We start from the raw sequence: 20,961 nt of genomic DNA, 5'->3' as shown, positions 1-20,961 counted from the left end.
GACGACAACCATGATTCTGAAGCCCGGCTACCTGAGCCTCCCGCAACTGCGCCAGATCGCGCGTGAGCAGGTCACCCTGCAACTCGATCCCGCAAGCCATGCCGCCATCGACGCGTGCGCGCAGGCCGTCGCCGACATCACCGCCAGGGGCGAGCCGGCTTATGGCATCAATACCGGCTTCGGCCGCCTCGCCAGCACGCACATTCCGCGCGATCAGCTCGAACTGCTGCAACGCAATCTGGTGCTGTCGCACGCGGTCGGTGTCGGCGAGCCGATGTCGCGCCCGGTCGTGCGTCTGTTGATCGCGCTGAAGCTGTCGAGCCTCGGCCGCGGCCACTCGGGCATCCGCCGCGAAGTGATGGAGGCGCTGATCGCGCTGTTCAACGCGGACGTGCTGCCGGTGATCCCGGTCAAGGGCTCGGTCGGCGCATCGGGCGACCTCGCGCCGCTCGCGCATATGTCGGCGACCCTGCTCGGCGTCGGCGAAGTGTTCGCGAAGGGCGAGCGCATGCCGGCCACCGAAGGCCTCGCGCTCGTCGGTCTGAAGCCGCTGACGCTGCAGGCGAAGGAGGGTCTCGCGCTGCTGAACGGCACCCAGGCTTCGACCGCGCTCGCGCTGTACAACATGTTCGCGATCGAAGACCTGTACCGCACGGCGCTCGTGGCTGGCGCGCTGTCGGTGGATGCGGCGATGGGCTCGGTCAAGCCGTTCGACGCGCGCATCCACGAACTGCGCGGCCATCGAGGCCAGATCGACGCGGCCGCGGCTTATCGCTCGCTGCTGCAAGGCTCGGCGATCAACGTGTCGCACGCCGATTGCGACAAGGTGCAGGACCCGTACAGCCTGCGCTGCCAGCCGCAGGTGATGGGCGCGTGTCTCGATCAGATGCGCAATGCCGCCGAAACGCTGCTGATGGAAGCGAACGCGGTCTCCGACAATCCGCTGATTTTCCCGGACACCGGCGAAGTGCTGTCGGGCGGCAACTTCCACGCCGAGCCGGTCGCGTTCGCGGCCGACAACCTGGCGCTCGCCGTGGCGGAAATCGGCGCGCTCGCCGAACGTCGCATCGCGCTGCTGATCGACGCGACGCTGTCGGGCCTGCCGCCGTTCCTCGTCAAGGATGGCGGCGTGAACTCCGGCTTCATGATCGCGCATGTGACGGCCGCCGCGCTCGCGTCGGAAAACAAGACGCTCGCGCATCCGGCTTCGGTCGATTCGCTGCCTACGTCCGCGAACCAGGAAGACCACGTGTCGATGGCGACGTTCGCCGCGCGCAAGCTCGGCGATATCGCCGACAACACCGCGAACATCCTGTCGATCGAACTGCTCGCTGCCGCCCAGGGTGTCGATCTGCGCGCGCCGCACAAGACCAGCCCGAGCCTGCAGAAGGTCATGGACCTCGTGCGCAAGGACGTCGCGCACTACGAGCTCGATCACTACTTCGCGCCGGACATCGCGGCGGTCACGAAGCTCGTGCAGGCCGGCGCGGTCGCGAAGCTGAGCCCGTTCTCGTTCGCGTCGGAACAATGAGTCGTCGAGAGCGCGGATCACACCCATGAACGCACCCGCTTATCAGGGCATCAAGGACTTCATCCTCGCGCGCATTCATGCGGGCGAGTGGGCCGAAGGCGACCAGGTGCCCTCCGAAAACGAGCTTGCGCGCGAATTCAGCGTCGCACGCATGACGGTCAACCGCGCGTTGCGCGAGTTGACCTCGGAGCAGGTGCTGACACGTGTACAAGGCTCGGGCACTTTCGTCGCCCGTCCCAAGTACGAGTCGACCCTGGTGGCGATCCGCAGCATCTCCGATGAAATCGTTGCGCGCGGTCATCGCTATCAGGCGAGGGTGCTGAACATCGGCGCCAGCATCGCCGATGCGGCGCTCGCCGAAGAGATGCAGGTGAGCGCGGGCAGCCCCGTGTTTCATTCGCGCCTGCTGCATTTCGAAAACGAGGAGCCGGTGCAGCTCGAGGAACGCTGGGTCAATCCGGCCGTCGCACCCGAATACGCGCTGCAGGACTTCACGAACACCACGCCCAACCAGTACCTCGTGCGCGTCGCGCCGCTGCAGCGCGTCGAGTACCGCATCGAGGCGCTCGCCGCCGACGAGATCACGCGCGAGCTGTTGAACATGAGTGAACGCGAACCGTGTCTGGTGCTGCACCGGCGCACGTGGTCGCAAGGCGAGGTCGCCTCGATCGCGAATCTGTGGCATCCGGGCACCCGTTACCGCTTCACCGGGCATTTCTGAATTCGCTTTTTCGTCTTCGCCGAATCTTTATCGAACCTCTTCACGCATGATTAGGGACACCATGAACAATTCGAAACACATCGATCCGCGTCTCGATCCGACTCGCACGATCCGCGCACCGCACGGCGCGGAAAAGACCTGCAAGACCTGGATCGCGGAAGCCGCGTACCGGATGATCCAGAATAATCTGGACCCCGAAGTCGCCGAGCACCCGCACGCGCTCGTCGTGTACGGCGGCATTGGCCGCGCCGCGCGCAACTGGGAGTGCTTCGATCAGATCCTCGCGTCGCTGAAGGACCTGAACGAAGACGAAACGCTGCTGATTCAGTCGGGCAAGCCGGTCGGCGTGTTCCGCACCCATGCGGACGCGCCGCGCGTGCTGCTCGCGAACTCGAACCTCGTGCCGCACTGGGCGACGTGGGAACACTTTCACGAACTCGACCGCAAGGGCCTCATGATGTACGGCCAGATGACCGCGGGCAGCTGGATCTACATCGGCAGCCAGGGCATCGTCCAGGGCACCTACGAGACCTTCTTCGCGGTCGCGAACCAGCACTTCAACGGTGACCCGACGGGCCGCTGGATTCTGACCGGCGGTCTCGGCGGCATGGGCGGCGCGCAGCCGCTCGCGGCGACGATGGCGGGCTTCTCGATGATCGCGGTCGAATGCGACGAGACGCGCATCGACTTCCGTCTGAAGACGCGCTACGTCGACAAGAAGGCGAACACGCTCGACGAGGCGCTCGCGATGCTCGACGAAGCGAAGCGCGCCGGCAAGCCGATCTCGGTTGGCCTGCTCGGCAATGCCGCCGACGTGTTCGCCGAGTGCGTCGCGCGCGGCATCACGCCGGACTGCGTGACCGACCAGACGAGCGCGCACGATCCGATTCACGGCTACCTGCCGCAGGGTTGGACGGTCGGAGACTGGCGCGAGCGCATGAAGACCGCGCCGGAAAGCATCGTCACGCCGGCCAAGCAGTCGATGGCCAGCCAGGTGCAGGCGATGCTGACGCTGCAGGAACGCGGCGCGGCAACGCTCGACTACGGCAACAACATTCGCCAGATGGCGCTCGAAATGGGCGTGGAAAACGCGTTCGATTTCCCTGGCTTCGTGCCGGCGTATATCCGGCCGCTGTTCTGCGAAGGCAAGGGCCCGTTCCGCTGGGTCGCGCTGTCGGGCGATCCCGAGGACATCTACAAGACCGATGCGAAGGTGAAGGAACTGATCCCCGACGATCCGCATCTGCACAACTGGCTCGACATGGCGCGCGAGCGCATCGCGTTCCAGGGTCTGCCGGCGCGGATCTGCTGGGTCGGCGTGAAGGATCGCTATCGTCTCGGCCAGGCGTTCAACGAAATGGTCAGGAACGGCGAGCTGAAGGCGCCGATCGTGATCGGCCGCGATCACCTCGATACCGGTTCGGTCGCGAGCCCGAACCGCGAAACCGAATCGATGAAGGACGGCTCGGACGCGGTCAGCGACTGGCCGTTGCTGAACGCGCTGCTGAACACGGCGGGCGGTGCGTCGTGGGTGTCGTTGCATCACGGCGGCGGCGTCGGCATGGGCTTCTCGCAGCACGCGGGCGTCGTGATCGTCGCGGACGGCACGCAAGCCGCGCACCAGCGCCTCGGCCGCGTGCTGTTGAACGATCCGGCCACCGGCGTGATGCGTCACGCGGATGCGGGCTATGAACTCGCGCAGCAGACGGCGCGCGAGGCCGGTCTCAATCTGCCGATGCTGGGCCGCTGATCGTGACCATGGCCAACCACGCGGGCGGCATGGCAGGCGTCACGCTGATTCGCGGCGCCGATCTCGTGGCGACGCCGTGGAAAAACGGCGGCGGCATCACGCGTGAGGTCGCGGCGTTTCCGTCGCCAGGCGGCGGGCAGGGTGCGGCGAGCGCCGACTTCGTGTGGCGCGTGAGCGTCGCCGATGTCGCGCAGGCGGGACCGTTCTCGCGCTACGATGGCGTCGACCGGACGCTGGTGTTGCTGGCTGGCGCGGGCATGCTGCTCGATGAGCTGGGCGACGCGGGCGTCGCCTCGACGCATGTGTTGCGGCAGCCGCTCGACATCGCGCGCTTCGATGGCGCGACGCGCATCGACGCGCGGCTCGTCGACGGCGCGACGCGTGACTTCAACCTGATGGTGCGGCGCGACGTGGCGCAGGGCGAGTTGGACGTGTGGCGCACTGGCACGCAGCAGGATGCGCCGCGCGTGCTCGACGGCGACGTGGCGCTGCTGTTTTGCGCGGGCGGCGCGGTCACGGTCGGACTGGCGGCGGACCACGCGCAAGCCGTGCGGCTCGACACCGGCGACACGCTGTGCGTCGACGGGCCGAATGCGCTCACTTGCACGCTGACGGGCGACGGCGCGGTGCTCGCGATCACGATCCGCTACACGCGATGACGAATCAACCGTGATAGGGCCTCACATGCGCTCCATCGCGGACAACCCATCCACAGACACGCAACGAGCGGCAAAGAGCACGCGATGAAGCAAACCGTCTGGCATCACCTGAATTTGTGCCCGCAGGGCGATCCTCGCCACACGCTCGCCGATGCCGCGATTGCGGTCGACGGCGGCCGTATCGCGTGGCTCGGCGCTTTCGCCGCTTTACCCACGCGCTATGCCGCATGGCCGCGCGAAGATCTGCGCGGCGCATGGGTGACGCCGGGCCTGATCGATTGCCATACGCACCTCGTGTACGGCGGCCAGCGCGCCGACGAATTCGCGCAGCGGCTCGCGGGCGTCAGCTACGAAGCAATCGCGCGACAGGGCGGCGGCATCGTGTCGACGGTGCGCGCGACGCGCGCCGCGGACGAAGCGTCGCTGTTCACGCAAGCGGCCGCGCGGCTCGAACCGCTGCTCGCCGAAGGCGTGACGGCGATCGAAATCAAATCGGGCTACGGCCTCGATCTCGCGAGCGAGCGCAAGATGCTGCGCGTCGCGCGGCAACTCGGCGAACGCTATCCGGTCACGGTCTATACGACGTTTCTCGGCGCGCACGCGTTGCCGCCTGAATTCGCGGGCCGAGCGGACGCGTATATCGACGAAGTCTGCAACACGATGCTGCCCGCGCTCGCGGACGAAGGCCTCGTCGATGCGGTCGACGTGTTCTGCGAGCGGATCGGTTTTTCGCTGGAACAGAGCGAGCGCGTGTTCAACGCGGCCGCGCGCTACGAGCTGCCGGTCAAGATGCACGCCGAGCAGTTGTCGAACGGCGGCGGCACCGCGCTCGCGGCACGGCATCGCGCGCTGTCGGCGGATCACCTGGAGTTTCTCGACGAAGCCGGCGTCGCCGCGATGAAGGAAGCGGGCACCGTCGCGGTGCTGCTGCCGGGCGCGTACTACTTCATCCGCGAGACCCAGTTGCCGCCGCTCGAACTGCTGCGGCGCTACGAGGTGCCGATCGCGATCTCGACCGACAGCAACCCGGGCACCTCACCGGCGACTTCGTTACTGCTGATGACGAACATGGCGAGCACGCTGTTTCGCATGACCGTGCCCGAGGTGCTGCAAGGCGTCACCACGCACGCTGCGCGCGCGCTCGGCAAGAGCGATCGGCACGGTGCGCTGCAGGTCGGTCGCGCGGCAGACTTCGCGGTGTGGTCGGTCGATTCGCTGGCGGAGCTCGCTTACTGGATTGGCCGGCCGCTCTGCGCGCGCGTCGTGCGCGCGGGCGAAACCGTCTATACGCGGCGCGAGTCGCGTGTGACCTGAACTAGAACCTGAGAGATGACGCAATCCAATCAATCGCTGTTCGCCGCTGACGCGTATCTGCCTGAGGGCTGGCGCCGCAACGTGCTGCTCGAATGGGACGCTCACGGCACGCTGACCGCGGTCACGACGGATCAACCCGAGGCGCCGGCGGGGGTGCCGAAGGCGGCGGGCCCGCTGATGCCAGGCATGCCGAATCTTCACTCGCACGCGTTTCAGCGCGCGATGGCGGGGCTCACCGAATATCGCGCCAACGCGACGGATAACTTCTGGTCGTGGCGCGACCTGATGTATCGCTTTGCCGCGCGCATCACGCCGGAAGGCCTCGCGAGCGTCGCGCAGTGGCTCTACATCGAGATGCTGAAGGCGGGCTATACGTCGGTGTGCGAGTTCCACTACGTGCACCACGCGCAGGACGGCCAGCGCTACGCGAATCAGGCCGAGCTTGCGCAACGCGTGGTGGACGCGGCATCGGCGAGCGGTATCGGCATCACGATGCTGCCGGTGCTGTATCAGTACAGCGGCTTCGGCGCGCGCGCGCCGCGCGACGATCAGCGGCGCTTCATCAATACGCCTGAGAGCCTGCTCGATCTGCTCGGCACGCTACGCGCCGCGCGCCCCGAACATGCGGCGCTGCGTTACGGCGTGGCGCCGCATTCGCTGCGCGCGGTATCGGAGGCGTCGCTGCGCAGGTTGCTCGGCGGCATCGACGCAACCGTGCCTGTCCACATCCATATCGCCGAACAGACCGCCGAGGTCGACGCGTGCCTCGAAACCGAAGGCACGCGGCCGGTGCAATGGCTGCTCGATCGTTTCGATGTGGACAGCCGCTGGTGTCTCGTGCACGCGACCCACGTCGATGCGAACGAAACGCTCGCGCTCGCGAAGAGCGGCGCGGTCGCGGGTTTGTGTCTGACCACCGAGGCCAATCTCGGCGACGGCATTTTTCCCGCGCAAGACTATCTCGACGCGCACGGCCGCATCGGCGTCGGCTCGGATAGCCATGTCGGCGTCGATTGGCGCGCCGAGTTGCGTCTGCTCGAATACGGCCAGCGTCTGACGCGCCGGCAGCGCAACGTGCTGGCGTCGGCGCAAGCTCCGCATGTCGCGGATCGTCTGTACGCGGCCGCGCTCGACGGCGGCGCGCGTGCGGCCGGCCGCGCGGTCGGCGCGTTGCAGCTGGGCCATCGCGCGGACTGGCTCGTGCTCGACGCCGACCATACGAGCATCGCCGGGCATGAGCGCGAGGCGTGGCTGTCAGGCGTCGTATTCTGCGAGCACGGCGATACGCCGATCCGCGACGTCTACGCGGGCGGCGTCAAGGTCGTCGACGATCGCCGGCATCGCGACGAAGAGGGTGCCTATGCGCGCTATCGCGCGGCGCTCGCGGAACTGCTCAAATAACGGCCATGACCCGCCGAACTGATTCTCCGATCCCACTGATTCCGGACTGACATGACTGCTTCGAACCTCACGCCGGTTTTCTCGCTGCATCGGGGAAGCCTGCCGCTGCTGATCTCGATCCCGCATCTGGGCACGCAAATCCCCGCCGACATCGCCGTGACGATGACACCGGCCGCGCAACGCACCGACGATTGCGACTGGCATCTCGATCGCCTCTATGCATTCGCGAAGCGCCTCGGCGCGTCGATCCTGACGCCGACCTACGCGCGCTACGTGGTCGACCTGAACCGTCCGCCCGACGGCGCGAACCTGTACCCGGGGCAGGACACTACGGGTCTGCTGCCGGTCGACACGTTCGACAGGGAGCCGCTCTATCGCGACGGCCATCTGCCCGACGACGCCGAAACCGCGCGCCGTCGCGACGCTTACTGGAAGCCGTATCACGACGCGCTGACCGGCGAGCTCGCGGCGCTGAAGGCGAAGCACGGCAAGGTGCTGCTGTGGGAAGCGCATTCGATCCGCTCGCGCGTGCCGCGTTTTTTCGACGGACGTCTGCCCGATTTCAACTTCGGCACGTCGAACGGTGCGAGCGCCGCGCCGGGCCTGGCCGACGAACTGGCCGCGCTGGTCGGGCGTCACGGCGGCTATACGGCGATCGCGAATGGCCGCTTCAAGGGCGGCTATATCACGCGGCAATACGGGCAGCCCGAGCAGGGCGTGCATGCGGTGCAACTCGAGCTGTCGCAGATCACCTACATGGAAGAACGCCTGCCTTATGCATATGATGAAGACCTCGCCGCGAAGGTCGCGCCGCTGCTCGAAGCGCTGGTAACGACGGCTCTCGCTCGCGTGAAATCCGCCTGAAGCTTGTATTCCTTTCTCACCACGCGGATCACGATTGCTGCAGGAGCGCGCGGCATCGCGGTCCGCGTCGGCCTGCATCGGTCAGCGTATCGCGAAGGTGTAACAGCATGTGTCCGTGATTGCGCGCCGGCGCGTTCATATGGAATGGTTTGAGCGTCGAGCGCGCACAGCGTATCGTGCGCCGGCTGTTTCAAGACGCGGCGCGCCATGAAAAAAAGCCCCGCGAAAGCGGGGCTTTTTGATGTGCACCGCGTCCCTCGGACACGGTTTCACCGCCATTAGTGGCAGCGCTTTTCCCAATGATGATGCACGCGCACCTTATGGCACTCGTGGTGATGCTCATCGGCCTGAGCGGGGACGATCACGCTCAGGGTGGCAACGGCTGCGGCGATGGCGAGAACGATTTTCTTCATTACGAAACCCTTAAGTCAGTGTTGTGGAGCCAGCCATGCAGCACGACGCGTGCCGCATCGGCGTGTAAGCATGCCACATCAAGCGGCCGCGGATAGGACCGGCGCGCAAATACGTGTGTCGATGCAACACGCGATGTGTCGTAAGCCCTGTTTTAACGCGCTTTGCGCTGAATTGGCCGGTGCGTACCGTGTCAAATGTGTACCTTCGACATCTGGGCCCCCCCGCAGGCAAAGCGGCATAGCGGCATTGCACGCGACACCGCGAGACGACGACCCTTTCAAAACGATGACATGCGCGATGCGGTCATCGATTCATCAGGCGAAAAGATGGAAGACCCAGCGATGGAAGATTCCGACGAATTGCTGCTGCCAGTCTGGCGCGCGAACCTGGTGTTGCTGACCAGCGAGGTCGGCGCCGCGAGCCGGCTCGCGCGCATGATGACGTTTTCCGCGAGCTACCTGAAGCTGATGCTGTCGGGCCAACGCGAATTCAGCGAGGAATTCGTGCGCGGCGTCGAGGCCGTCACCGGTTTGCCGGGCGGCTGGATGAACGTGCCGCACACCGGTCAGGAGATCCCGCCAAATGCGCGCGAGGCGATCGACAACGAGCAGCCGCTCGCGCGCTTTCGGGGCACGGCGCATCCGGTGCGCAAGAAGACGGTGTTGCGGCCCGAGCCGATTTTTGGGCAGCCGCCGCCCGCGCGACGCCTCGAGGAAGAAACGCTCGATGTCGAAGCGCACCGCCGTCACGCGCATTTTCGCAAGGTGCGCGATCTCGCGACGCAGGAAGTGCGGCGCTTCGAGCGGCATCTGCTGCACGCGCCGGTCGAGCTCGCATCGATGCGCGCGAAGGTCGAGGACGTGATGGCCGCGGCCGAACTCGACGACCGCATTCAAGCCGACCTGGAGGGCCGGCTTGAACAGATCGACAAGCACCGGCACATGCTGCTGCGGCACGTGGAAAAACTGCAGGCGCTGCTGAGCCAGCTCGACGACGGCGAGTGAAGACGATCGACGCCGGCCGCTGCGTCGCGGGAGCGCCGGTGACTCCAATGCCGCTCGAGCTCGACGCGGCAACGCCGACCCCGCCCCGAAACGCACGGGTCGGCGATGTGCTACAACGACGACACGAACCTGGCCGAGGTGGATCTTGGGGAACGTCGTCGTCACGTTGGCGCACACGTCGATCGCGATGATCGGGCGCGCATGCCGCGTGCGCGCCGCGGCGTTGCTTGCCGCGCTATCCGCCGCGAGCGGCATCGCCTTGCCGCTTTGCGCGGCAGCCGGCGAAATCGCCACCTCCACCAACGAACGTGCCCCTGCGACGATCGAGCGCGACGTCCATTTGTTCGTGATCCAGAAAGACGGTTCCGTCGAGGAACACGACGACACGCTGATGCGCGCGGACACGGCCAGCGGCGTCGACGAGATCGCGCAACGCTACGTGTGGTTCAACAAGGACATCGAGCAGGTGCAACAGTTGGCCGCCGAAACGATCGACCCTGACGGCACCGCGCATGCGGTCGGTCCCGAGGCGATCCGCGACGTGCAGGAGCCGCGCTCGTCCGGCGCGCCGAGCTTCGAGGACGGTGTGTTGCGCACCGTGATCTTCCCCGGCGTCACGATCGGCTCGCGCGTGCACTTGGAATTTCGCAAGACCCGCGCGAAGCCGCTGCAAGCGGGCACCTTCGCCTATCTGGTCGAGCCGTCGCTCGAGCCCGTCGACGAGCAGCGTCTGATCTTCGACCTTCCCGCCGACGTACCGCTCTATGCGGATGCGCGCGGCTACGTCGCGATGCCGACCATCACCGCGAACGGCCGCACGCGCTACGAGTTCGACTACCGGCACGGCCCCTATGCGCGGCTCGAAGCGGGCGCGGTCGGCTACGCGAACTGGGGCGACCGGCTGATGGTGTCGACGGTGCCGGACTTCGCGAGCTTTGCCGCGCGCTATCGCGGTCCCGCCGACAACGACGCGACCCGCGACGATCCCGCGATCATCGGTCTCGCACAGCAACTGACGGCCGGCCTTACCGATCCCCGCGACAAAGCCCGCGCGCTGTACGACTGGATGCGTCTGAACATCCGCTACGTCGCGCTTTTTCTCGGCGAGACGGCGGCGATTCCGCACAAGGCGGCCGACATCCTGCGCAACCGCTACGGCGACTGCAAGGACCACGTCGCGCTATACGGCGCGCTGCTCGCGGCCGCCGGCATTCGCAGCGAGCCGGTGCTGCTCAATCTCGGTCCGTACTACACGTTGCCCGAGGTCCCCGGCTACGGCGCGAGCGCGATCAATCACGCGATCATCTGGATTCCCGAGCTGGCGCAATTCGCGGACACGACGGCGGGCGGCACCGCGTTCGGCTATCTGCCTGGCGGCGTCATGGACCGGCCGGTGCTGCTCGTCGACGACGGCGTGCTCGCGCGCACGCCGGCCACTCAACGGCGCGAACGCAAGGCGCGCGTGCAGATCGACATCGACGAAAACGGCACCGCACATTATGCGTACCGGGTCGAGGATCGGGGCTATACCGCGGAGCTCGAACGCAACACGTTCCGCCGCGCGACGCGCGAGGGCGCGCAGCAGCTTGCCGCCAGGCGTCTGCTGCAAACGGGCTTGCACGGCTCCGCGCAATTGCAGACCGACGACGTCGCCGTGACCGGCGGTCCGTTCGCGACGTCGATGCAGGGCAGCGTGCCGCATCTGATCTGGCCGGACGGCACGACTGCCGTGCGTGCGCTGACGAGCCTCGCCGGCGGCATGGGCTCGCAGGTCGAGGCGTGGCTCGCGGAGCCCGTCAGAACGCAGCCGTGGGCGTGCATCGGCGGGGAGTTCGATGAAACGCTGGAAATGAGCTTGCCGCGCTTCGTACGCGTGACCGACCTGCCGACCGACAGCACGGTCGAGGACCCGTTGCTCACGTTTGCGTCGCACTACGTCTTCGATCCGGCGACGCGCACTTTGCAGGTCAACCGGCATCTGCGCGCCGCGTTCGGCCATCAGATGTGTACGCCAAACGAATTCGCGGCGATTCGCGACGACCTCGTGCGCATCGAGCGCGATCTCGATGCCGAGGTGGTCGTCCGGGCGGCGAGCGCGTGGCAGTAGCGCGCCCCGCGCCGGCCACGCGCCGGGCAGGGCCGCGACGATCTACTGGACGTGGAGCTTAGGTGCCGCTCTTCGTCACGACCGGCACCCACGCGCCGTTCTTCACCTGATACAGCGTCGACGCGCCGCTCTTCAACGCGCCGGTGCTGTCGAACGAAATCTTGCCGGTCACGCCGTCGTAGTCGATCGACTTGAGCGCCGGACGGTACACGTTCGGCGAGTCGGATTTGGCCTGCTGCATCGCCTTGATCGCGACCCACGCGCCGTCGTAGCCGAACGGCGCATACGACAGCACGTCCGCGCCGAAGCGCTTCTTGAACTTCGCGTTGAAGTCCTTGCCACCCGGCAGTTGCGCGAGCGGGCGGCCGTATTCCCAAGCCATCGCGCCGTCGGACGCATCGCCCGCGAGCTTGATGAAGTCCTCGTCCATCACGCCGCCGCCGCCGACCAACTGTGCGTTCAGGCCGAGCTGCTTCATGCGCCGCGCGAAGCCCGCCGCCTGGCTGTCGAGGCCGGCGAAGAACACGAGGTCCGCATTGGCGCCCTTGAACTTGGTGATCTGCGTGCTGAAGTCGACCGCGTGGTTGTCGGTGTAGTCGCGCGCGACGATGTTGCCGCCGTGCGCCTTCACGGCCTTCTCGAACTCGTCGGCTTCGCCCTGGCCGAACGCGGTGCGATCGTCGATGATCGCGATGCGCCTGGCCTTCGTCACGTCGACGGCATAGGCGCCCGCATTGCCGGCGTTCTGCGCGTCGGTCGAAATCACCATGAAGGTGTTCGCGAAGCCGCGGCCCGTGATGATCGGATTCGTCGCGGCGGGATCGAGCACCGGAATGCCAGCCTGCTCGTAGACCTGCGAGGCCGGGATCGTCGTGCCCGAGTTGAAGTGGCCGACGACCACCGCGACGCCCGAGTCGACCAGCTTCTGCGCGGCCTGCACGCCGACGCGCGGGTCGGCCTGGTCGTCCTGCGAGACGATCTCGAAATGCGCGACCTTGTCGCCGATCTTGATCTTCTGCGCGTTGGCTTCGTCGATCGCGAGCCGCACACCGTTTTCCAGATCCTTGCCGTAGCCGGCATTGGCGCCCGTCAGCGGCGCGGCAAAGCCGATCTTGACCGGCAGGTCGTCGGCGAAACTGGCAACAGGCGCGACGGCAAACATCGCACCCACGAGCATGGCCAGCGGTTTCAGCGTGTTGCGAAGACTCATGGTCTCTCCTTGCATCGACGGTTGTTATGAAAGCGGTACGACAGCGAAGCGGTACGACAGCGAAGCGGTACGACACGTGAGGCCGAGGCAGGCCCTCGCGCATCGCAAGACTACGAAGGATCGCTCGCCGCTCACAATGCTGGAATACGCGCACTGGCGTTGAGCCTCGCAGCGTGTTCGCGACGTCAATCTGGGGCGAATATAGAAAGCCAAATTGCCGTCGTCTTGGCAATTCGTGGCGTTTTGGATGAGCATTTCGGCATAGGCGGCAACAGGTGCATGTGGTGCACATGGAGCGTGCGTGAGGCAAGCAAGCTGGCTTGCCGTGCAAAGGTCCGCCTGGGCTGCGGATTACGGCATATGCTTAAGAAGCCGGCGCGAGCGCGCCGGCCGGTGTTGCGGTGTTGCGGTGTTGCGTTGTCGGAGGAGATTCGAGCCTGTTGCCTAGCGCTCGCCTTGCTGGCGCAGCAGCTCTTCACGCAGACGCAAAAGCGGCGCCTTCGTGTCTTCGTCGGCCCACGTGTCGAGATCGTCGATCGCGCGCTGGCAGCCGTCGAGCACCACGTCGAGATCGACCGGCACGCCGTTGTTCAGCGCGAATTCGATCGTCTCGGCGAACTGCTGGCAGTCGTCCTCGCCGTACGAGATGTCGAGATTGTCGGCGATGATTTCGGCGATGTTGCTGCGTGCCTTGTCGTCGGCCGTCACCATGTCGACGATGCCGCGCGCGACGGCGGCCGAGTAGTAGAGCGCGATATCGAGCCATTGCGCGGGATCGAAGTCGGGCTGGTCGAACTGGTTCTCGAAGAACTCGATCGCTTCCTGTTCGTGCGCTTCGTCCGCGTCGACGCTGATGCACAACTGCTCAAAAAATTCTTCCCGCTCGCTGCGGATATGACCGTCCATCGAATGCCTCGTCTGCTGAATGCCGGATGCTGAAAATGCCATGGCGCGAGGGCGCAAGCCCTGGTCCACGCGGCACGCATTATAGGACGGCCGCCAGCAGGGTGCTGGCGAGGGGGCTCGGCAACGAGCGACGTGCCTAAGTTATCTAAGCCGTTTCCGCGACCCACGCATCGAACCACTCGCGCGGCTGGGCGATTTCATTTTGCATCGCCACCAGTTCGAGTTCATAGCGTCCGGCCTGCCAGGTCGCCTTGACGACCGCGTTGACCGCGGCGAGCGTGTGCTCGAAGGCCGAGCGGATCGAATCGCCGAGCAGCGTGCGCGCGACGAAGACCGCGCTCGTCAGATCGCCGACGCCGACCGGCTGGCGCGCGAACGGATAGAGCGGACGCTGTCCCATCCACGCTTCGCGTTCGGTGACGACGAGCATGTTGAAGCGGTCGGCGGGACTGTTGCGATCGAGCAGATGCTTGACGAGCACGAGCTTCGGCCCACGCGCGAGCAGCTCGCGGCACGCGGTGACGGCTTCCTCGAACGTCTCGATCTCGCGACCGACGAGGCGCTGCAATTCGATGTGATTCGGCGCGATCCCGTCGGCGACTTGCGGCATTTCTTTCACGAGGAATTCCTGGATGCCGGGCTCGACCTTGTAGCCGCCCGTGGCGCCCATCACCGGATCGCAAAAGTACCAGGCGCGGGGATTGGCCGCCTTCACGGCCTTGACGATGTCAATCACCGCCTGCGCCTGTTCCTTCGTGCCGAGATAGCCGGAGACCACTGCGTCGCAGCGCGGCAGCATGCCGATCGCGCCGATGCTGTCGACGAGATCTTCCATTTGCGATGCGTCGATCGCGCTGCCGCTCCAATGCCCGTATTGCGTGTGATTCGAGAGCTGCACGGTGTTGAGCGGCCACACGTTGACGCCGAGCCGGCACATCGGAAACACGGCCGCGCTGTTGCCGGCGTGACCGAACACGACATGGGACTGGATGCTCAGAACGTTTTTCGTCATGGTAAGGCTCGCGCAACCGGTCATGCGCGGTCAACAAAACAACTGGAAGGGGAGGCTCGCGCGGGCGGGCCGATGGCCCGGGCGCCGTGCGGCAGACATGCCTGATACAGATGGTGCAGGAAAAACCCACGAACTGCATAGCCGGCAAGTCAGCAAACGATACAGGAGTTTGACAGCCGCGAGTTGATCCGTCCCCGTGCTGTTGCGCCGAACCATCAAACGCGCGTGAAGATTAACGAAACCGGACCGTTCAACGTGCGGCGGATGCTTCAGACGAGCTCGCGATACAAGGCCAGATAGCGGTCGGCCGACGCGGCCCAGCCGAAGTCCTGGCGCATCGCGCGCCGCTGCGTGGCCTTCCATTCGGTGCGGCGTCCGTACAGCGCGAACGCGCGGCGGATCGCCGAGGCGAGTCCCTTCGGATCGAAGCGTTCGAACACGAAGCCGGTGGCGAAATCGTCGGCGAGGTTTTCGAGCGATGCGTCGGCGACCGTATCCGCGAGACCGCCGATGCAGTGCACGAGCGGCAGCGACCCGTAGGCGAGCGCATAGAGCTGGGTGAGCCCGCACGGCTCGAAGCGCGACGGCACCGCGACCACGTCGCTGCCGGCGATGATCGTATGCGCGAGGGTTTCGTCGAAGCCGAGCTCGACCGCGACCGATTCCGGATGCGCCTGCGCGACCATCCTGAGGCCATTCTCGAGCGCCGGATCGCCGGTGCCGAACACGACCAGTTGCCCGCCGCGCTTGACGATCTCGGGCACCGCGCCGAGCAGCAGATCGAGGCCCTTCTGCTCGGTCAGCCGGCTGACGACGCCGAACAGCAGCGCGTCGCTTCTCTGCGCGAGGCCGAAGCGCTTTTGCAGCGCTTCCTTGCAGGCGAGCTTGCCCGCCAGTCTCGACGCGCTGTAGTGCGTCGCGAGCAGCGTATCGGTGGCGGGATTCCACACCGTGTAGTCGACGCCGTTCAGGATGCCGCTCAGATCGTGCGCACGATGGCGCAGCAGTGCATCGAGCCCGCCGCCGTGCGCGAGCGTCTGGATTTCGCGCGCATAGGTCGGGCTGACGGTCGTGATGCGCTCGGCGTAGTAGAGCCCCGCCTTCAGGAACGATAGCTGACCATAAAACTCGACGCCGTGCATGTTGAAGAAATCGTGCGGCAGGCCGAGCAGGCCGAACTGATGCGCGGGAAAAATCCCCTGGTAGGCGAGGTTGTGGATCGTGAACACGCTGCGCGCGGGCGCGCGGCCGTGCTCGCGTTCGGCGGCCTTCAGGTAGGCGGGCGCGAGCCCTGCGTGCCAGTCGTGCGCGTGAACGATCTGCGGCGACCACGTCGGGTCCGTTTGCTGCGCGAGTTGCGCGGCGACCCAGCCGAGCAGCGCGAAGCGCTGCGCGTTGTCGCCGTACGGCACGTGTTCATCGTTCAGATACGGGTTGCCGGGGCGATCGTACAGCGACGCGGCGCGGATCACGTAGACGGCGAGCCCGTTGGTGGGCAGCGTGCCGCGTTCGAGCGTCACGTTCGGCGCGCCGAAGCGGCTGCCCAGTTGCGCGACCGGCTGCAGATCGCGCAGGCCGGCGAGCACGGCCGGAAAGCCCGGCAGCAGCACGCGCACGTCGGCGCCGCGCTCGATCAACGCGGACGGCAGCGCGCCCGCGACGTCGGCGAGACCGCCCGTTTTGAGGAGGGGATACAGCTCGCTTGCGACGTGCAGGGCGCGAATCGTCATAGGCCGGGTCTCTGTCGGGGTGGCAGGGTTGCTCGGGGTCGGCAAATAGTCAGCGGTGGTTCGGGCGAAGCCGGGCGATGCCTGGCCGGCGGCGCGTGGCCGCCGGCGCGGGCAGCGGTGGGCGCGCTACTACGGATGCTCGCGCAACGCCTCCTGCGTGACCAGCACGACGCCTTCGTCGGTGCGATAGAAGCGCTCGGCGTCGCGCGCCGGGTCTTCGCCGATCACGGTGCCTTCCGGAATCGTGCAGCCACGGTCGATCACGACCTTCTGCAGGCGGCAACTCGCGCCGACCGTGACCTGCGGCAATAACACTGCCTCATTGATATTACAGAACGAACTCACTTTCACGTTCGATGACAGCACCGAGCGCGAAATCTGCGAGCCCGAGATCACGCAGCCGCCGCAGACGATCAGATTGTTGCCGGAGCCCTGCAGCCCCTTCATGTCGCGTACGAACTTCGCGGGCGGCAACTGCTCCTGGTATGTCCAGATCGGCCATGACTCGTCGTACAGGTCGAGCGTCGGTATCGTCGACGCGAGGTCGAGGTTCGCGGCCCAGTACGCGTCGATCGTGCCGACGTCGCGCCAGTACGGCTCGACGCTCGGGTCCGACGACACGCACGACATGCTGAACGGATGCGCGATCGCCACGCCCCGCGTGACGACGCGCGGCAGGATGTCCTTGCCGAAGTCGTGATCGGTATCGATCGCGGCGATGTTCTCTTCGAGCTGCGTGTACAGGTAGTCGGCGCTGAACACGTAGATGCCCATGCTCGCGAGCGCCGTGTCGGGGCGACCGGGTATCGCAGGCGGGTCGGCCGGTTTTTCGACGAAGCCGGTCACGCGGCGATTTTCGTCGACGGCCATCACGCCGAACGCGACCGCTTCCATGCGCGGTACCTCGATGCAGCCGACCGTGCAGTCGGCGCCGCTGTCCGCGTGATCGGCGATCATGCGCGTGTAGTCCATCTTGTAGATGTGGTCGCCCGCGAGCACGACCACGTACTTCGGGCGGATCGAGCGGATGATGTCGAGGTTCTGGAACACCGCGTCGGCGGTGCCGCGATACCAGTGCGCGCCTTCGACGCGCTGCTGCGCGGGCCACAGGTCGATGAACTCGCCCATCTCGCCGCGCAGGAAGCTCCAGCCGCGCTGCAGATGCCGCAGCAGCGAATGGGCCTTGTACTGCGTGACCACCGCGATGCGGCGGATGCCGGAATTCAGGCAATTGGACAGCGCGAAGTCGATGATCCTGTATTTGCCGCCGAAGTGCACCGCCGGCTTCACGCGCTTGTTCGTGAGCGGGCCGAGCCGGGTACCGCGTCCGCCGGCGAGGACGATCGCGAGGGTAGTGCGCTGTAAGTCGTTCAGCCGTGCCGGAGTATTCATATTTGTCTCCTGTCGATCGGAGTGGCCCTTCAGCACTCGCTCCGACCGCATGCAAGATGGTTGCTTGATTGATATACCCCCGGGGGTGATCTGGTCGCTTCCTCTGCGCTGATGATTCGGGCTGCCTGGCAGTCGTGCCGCATTGCCGTTCTTCGCTGCCTGTTTTCGCGGGCCCGTCAGTCAGTTCTAGCACCGATTGGACGCGAGCGAATAATGTTTATTGCGGGGGCCGCGTGGCGGATCATCCTCAAACGATCGCCTGTTACGGCGCGTTTTTCGGTGCGGCGCAACACATTGGCCACGAGGTCGTGTCCGGACGATGCTTGAGCCCAGAACGCGCAATATGCATGCCATCTCGCCACGGCCGTGTGCCGTGTCCGCAGTGCACGATTGGCGGCGGAGTTCGGCGGCGCATCGTAGAATCGTGCGCTCCCTGCCTCGTGCATCCCTATTGCGTTTTTTGCAGAGCATCCCGATGAATCTTCACCGCCCATTCCTGCTTGCCCTGTCGAGTGTCTGCGCCTGCGCCATGTTGTGCGCGGCGTCTGTCGCGGTGGCCGCCACGCCGGCGGGCGCGCCGGTCGGCGAGGCGAGCCCGGCCGTCGCGAGCGCCGCGGCCGCGTCTTCGCTCGACGATTCCGGCCCGGCCTACGGTCCGGAGCTGCAGGGCTTCAGCTACCCGGCGCCGGTCGAACGCTTCGAATTCACCTCGCAGGGCGTGCCTTTGCAGATGGCCTTCATGGACGTGAAGCCCGCGCATGCGAACGGCCGCACCGTGGTGTTGCTGCACGGCAAGAATTTCTGCTCGGCGACGTGGGACGCGACGATTCGCCGGCTGAGCGATGCCGGCTATCGCGTGATCGCACCGGACCAGATCGGCTTTTGCAAATCGAGCAAGCCCGAGCATTACCAGTACAGCTTCCAGCAACTCGCGCGCAATACGCATGCGCTGCTCGATTCGCTCGGCGTCAGCGAGGTGACGGTGGTCGGCCATTCGACGGGCGGCATGCTCGCCGTCCGCTATGCGCTGATGTATCCGCGCGAAACGCAGCAACTGGTGCTCGTGAACCCGATCGGACTCGAGGACTGGAAGGCGAAGGGCGTGCCGTCGCTGTCGGTCGACCAGTGGTATCAGCGGGAGCTGAAGACCACCGCGGACGGCATCCGCCGCTACGAGCAGGCGACCTATTACGCGGGGCAATGGCGCGCGGACTACGAACCGTGGGTGCAGATGCTCGCGGGCATGTATCGTGGGCTGGGCAAGCAGATCGTCGCGTGGAATTCCGCGCTGCTTTACGACATGATTTACACCCAGCCGGTTTTTTATGAGCTCGGCCAGCTCAGCATGCCGACGCTGCTGCTGATCGGTCAGAAGGACACGACGGCGATCGGCAAGGACGCAGCGCCGCCCGAGGTGCGCGCGAAGCTCGGCCATTACCCCGAATTGGGCCGCGCGGCCGCGAAGGCGATTCCCCATGCGACGCTGGTCGAGTTCGCAGGGCTCGGTCACGCGCCGCAGATGCAGGACCCGCAAGCGTTTCATAAGGCGCTGTTGGAAGGGCTGACAGCGGCGCCGGAAAACCGTTGATCGATTACGTGGGTTTCTGTCGCGCCGCCATAGTCCTGCGTCGCTCTCCGTTAAGCGAAGCTGCCTGGGGCTATTTTGCGGTCCATCGCGGCGTTGCGGAGAGGGCCGGCTGCGGATAGGCGGTAGTCGGCCAGTTTCGGTCAGTCGACGGTGGCGCCCAGATCGTCGTCAATTGGCCTCCCTGACATGGAGATTAGTTATGGCATGGCCAAAGGGTGTTCGCGCAGTTAAAGGTCAGACGACATTTTTGTTCCTGATGGCAATTGCATTGGCAAGTGGAAATACTTTGGGGAAAGAGATAGTTCCTGTCGGTCCGGAACTCGCCCCGCGTGAGATTGGTGTCCTGCTGAAAGGTTATCCGATGCTGACCCAGCAGAACCCATTGGCACCCCAGGGAGTGGGAGTCATGCTGTGGGGGTGTGAATATCAGGTCGGAAGGGCCATCATAACGATCACTATAACTACTGAGCCCAGCGATCCGATGCCTTGCAAGCGCAAAGTGGCATTCGGCGAATCACCTCAGAAATCTCCCAAAGAACAATGAACTGCCCCCTGGTCGATGACGACACAATCCAAGCATATGCGCGCGCTGTGATCGAGGCCGAGGGATTCGCCGCGTTCCGACCTACCGCGCCCGCTTATCGCTACGCCGTCGCGGGTCTTTCTTCTGAGCGCTTCCCACCGGAACGCCTTCACACGCTGCCCATTGCCGAAATTGAACCGCCGCTACGGGACGTAGGCGTGGCTCTGTTTCCTCGGGCGAAACGAATCCTAGACGGGATGCTGCGCGGCGACGCGTTGCCGCCTATCTACCTCGAACTCTTGCCGGAAATTCCCGGGCCGTATCGCTACCGGACCACGGATGGCTTTCATCGCTTCCATCTTTCGCGCGTGCTGAGCTTCAGCCAGATCCCAGCGATCGTCTGGCTGTCTTTTGAATGACTATATCGCGACTACCGCCGCACCACCGATGATTTGTTTGAGCGACTTCCCGTCGCCAAGCTTGCAATTGAAAACTCTGGACGAGACTGGCCTGCGTATGAGAGACAAACTCGGCAGGCGTTGCGATTGTCGGGGTAATGTCACCGCCTGGCTAACCTACCAAAAGTAACTCGACCTAGCGGAGTTTCGTATGGGCATCGAAGCACAAATCGAAGGCTACGCATTTGGAAAGCTCAGTGAACTGGTTGAAAGTCTGTTCTGCGACGTTCGGCCTGCTAGAGAAAAACTGCTTGAGCACTACCCTACGCTTTTCATCATCGGCGGTTGTCAACGTACTTGTCGCGTCACCTCATGCGCACTGCTTTAGTTCTTCCGGTTGCATGCGCTCCGGATTGAGCCAGACTTCATCCTTCAAT

19 protein-coding genes are annotated in these 20,961 nt (G+C 65.4%); 13 read left to right on the top strand and 6 right to left on the bottom strand.

Going from position 1 to position 20,961, the window contains the following annotated elements; translation table 11 throughout:
* The first annotated feature begins 10 nt into the window (after positions 1–10).
* From hutH to hutG, 7 genes are all read left to right on the top strand, one after another.
* Complete coding sequence (gene hutH, locus HWY30_RS34765; protein WP_090803955.1) at positions 11–1,531, top strand: histidine ammonia-lyase; 1,521 nt, start codon at positions 11–13, stop codon at positions 1,529–1,531.
* A gap of 25 nt (positions 1,532–1,556) precedes the next feature.
* Positions 1,557–2,252, top strand: coding sequence for a histidine utilization repressor (gene hutC, locus HWY30_RS34760; RefSeq protein WP_090803957.1), 696 nt, complete (start codon positions 1,557–1,559; stop codon positions 2,250–2,252).
* Between the two features lie 61 nt (positions 2,253–2,313).
* Entirely contained in the window at positions 2,314–4,002 is a 1,689-nt protein-coding gene (hutU, locus tag HWY30_RS34755) for a urocanate hydratase (protein ID WP_090803958.1), read from the top strand.
* 8 nt (positions 4,003–4,010) lie between these two features.
* On the top strand, positions 4,011–4,661 hold the full coding sequence (locus HWY30_RS34750; protein ID WP_090803960.1) for a HutD/Ves family protein: 651 nt from the start codon (positions 4,011–4,013) through the stop codon (positions 4,659–4,661).
* 84 nt (positions 4,662–4,745) lie between these two features.
* Positions 4,746–5,975 carry an imidazolonepropionase gene (hutI, locus tag HWY30_RS34745; RefSeq protein ID WP_090803962.1) on the top strand — a complete coding sequence of 410 codons (1,230 nt, stop codon included), beginning with the start codon at positions 4,746–4,748 and terminating at the stop codon, positions 5,973–5,975.
* Positions 5,976–5,990: 15 nt separating this feature from the next.
* Positions 5,991–7,376, top strand: a complete 1,386-nt coding sequence (locus tag HWY30_RS34740) for a formimidoylglutamate deiminase (protein ID WP_090803963.1) — start codon at positions 5,991–5,993, stop codon at positions 7,374–7,376.
* Positions 7,377–7,427: 51 nt separating this feature from the next.
* Positions 7,428–8,240, top strand: coding sequence for an N-formylglutamate deformylase (hutG, locus tag HWY30_RS34735; RefSeq protein WP_090803965.1), 813 nt, complete (start codon positions 7,428–7,430; stop codon positions 8,238–8,240).
* A 278-nt stretch (positions 8,241–8,518) separates the two neighbouring features.
* Here hutG and HWY30_RS42585 read toward each other — a convergent pair whose 3' ends face one another.
* A complete protein-coding gene (locus HWY30_RS42585; protein ID WP_279613323.1) occupies positions 8,519–8,653 on the bottom strand; it encodes a hypothetical protein in 135 nt (44 codons plus the stop codon).
* Positions 8,654–8,995: 342 nt separating this feature from the next.
* Here HWY30_RS42585 and HWY30_RS34730 point away from each other — a divergent pair, with 342 nt between their 5' ends.
* Together HWY30_RS34730 and HWY30_RS34725 are read left to right on the top strand one after the other, a co-directional pair.
* A complete protein-coding gene (locus HWY30_RS34730) occupies positions 8,996–9,658 on the top strand; it encodes a hypothetical protein (RefSeq protein WP_090805671.1) in 663 nt (220 codons plus the stop codon).
* A gap of 187 nt (positions 9,659–9,845) precedes the next feature.
* Positions 9,846–11,765 carry a DUF3857 domain-containing transglutaminase family protein gene (locus HWY30_RS34725; RefSeq protein ID WP_425199421.1) on the top strand — a complete coding sequence of 640 codons (1,920 nt, stop codon included), beginning with the start codon at positions 9,846–9,848 and terminating at the stop codon, positions 11,763–11,765.
* A 58-nt stretch (positions 11,766–11,823) separates the two neighbouring features.
* On the opposite strand, the gene HWY30_RS34720 is transcribed toward HWY30_RS34725, so the two are convergent.
* The 5 genes from HWY30_RS34720 to glgC form a co-directional block, all read right to left on the bottom strand.
* On the bottom strand, positions 11,824–12,975 hold the full coding sequence (locus tag HWY30_RS34720) for a branched-chain amino acid ABC transporter substrate-binding protein (protein ID WP_090803969.1): 1,152 nt from the start codon (positions 12,973–12,975) through the stop codon (positions 11,824–11,826).
* Between the two features lie 444 nt (positions 12,976–13,419).
* Positions 13,420–13,881, bottom strand: coding sequence for a hypothetical protein (locus tag HWY30_RS34715; RefSeq protein ID WP_090803970.1), 462 nt, complete (start codon positions 13,879–13,881; stop codon positions 13,420–13,422).
* Positions 13,882–14,026: 145 nt separating this feature from the next.
* The gene (gene pdxY / locus HWY30_RS34710) at positions 14,027–14,893 is read right to left on the bottom strand and encodes a pyridoxal kinase PdxY (RefSeq protein ID WP_090803972.1); all 867 of its coding nucleotides are present in this window, start codon (positions 14,891–14,893) and stop codon (positions 14,027–14,029) included.
* A 269-nt stretch (positions 14,894–15,162) separates the two neighbouring features.
* Positions 15,163–16,623 carry a glycogen synthase GlgA gene (gene glgA, locus HWY30_RS34705; RefSeq protein ID WP_090803974.1) on the bottom strand — a complete coding sequence of 487 codons (1,461 nt, stop codon included), beginning with the start codon at positions 16,621–16,623 and terminating at the stop codon, positions 15,163–15,165.
* 129 nt (positions 16,624–16,752) lie between these two features.
* A complete protein-coding gene (gene glgC / locus HWY30_RS34700) occupies positions 16,753–18,015 on the bottom strand; it encodes a glucose-1-phosphate adenylyltransferase (RefSeq protein ID WP_090803975.1) in 1,263 nt (420 codons plus the stop codon).
* Between the two features lie 475 nt (positions 18,016–18,490).
* On the opposite strand from glgC, the gene HWY30_RS34695 reads away from it, so the two are divergent.
* The 4 genes from HWY30_RS34695 to HWY30_RS34680 all read left to right on the top strand — a co-directional run bounded on the left by HWY30_RS34695 (position 18,491) and on the right by HWY30_RS34680 (position 20,912).
* Entirely contained in the window at positions 18,491–19,603 is a 1,113-nt protein-coding gene (locus HWY30_RS34695; protein WP_090805672.1) for an alpha/beta fold hydrolase, read from the top strand.
* A gap of 199 nt (positions 19,604–19,802) precedes the next feature.
* Positions 19,803–20,147 (top strand): hypothetical protein, encoded by a 345-nt coding sequence (locus HWY30_RS34690; protein WP_143037145.1) that lies wholly within the window; start codon positions 19,803–19,805, stop codon positions 20,145–20,147.
* Positions 20,144–20,545, top strand: a complete 402-nt coding sequence (locus HWY30_RS34685; RefSeq protein WP_143037146.1) for a hypothetical protein — start codon at positions 20,144–20,146, stop codon at positions 20,543–20,545. Before HWY30_RS34690 ends, HWY30_RS34685 begins: the two co-directional genes overlap by 4 nt.
* A gap of 190 nt (positions 20,546–20,735) precedes the next feature.
* Complete coding sequence (locus HWY30_RS34680) at positions 20,736–20,912, top strand: hypothetical protein (RefSeq protein WP_167368633.1); 177 nt, start codon at positions 20,736–20,738, stop codon at positions 20,910–20,912.
* The last annotated feature ends 49 nt before the right edge of the window (positions 20,913–20,961 follow it).

The organism is Paraburkholderia tuberum STM678, assembly GCF_902833905.1.
Lineage (GTDB): Bacteria > Pseudomonadota > Gammaproteobacteria > Burkholderiales > Burkholderiaceae > Paraburkholderia > Paraburkholderia tuberum.
This window is presented reverse-complemented; position numbering and strand designations above follow the sequence as displayed.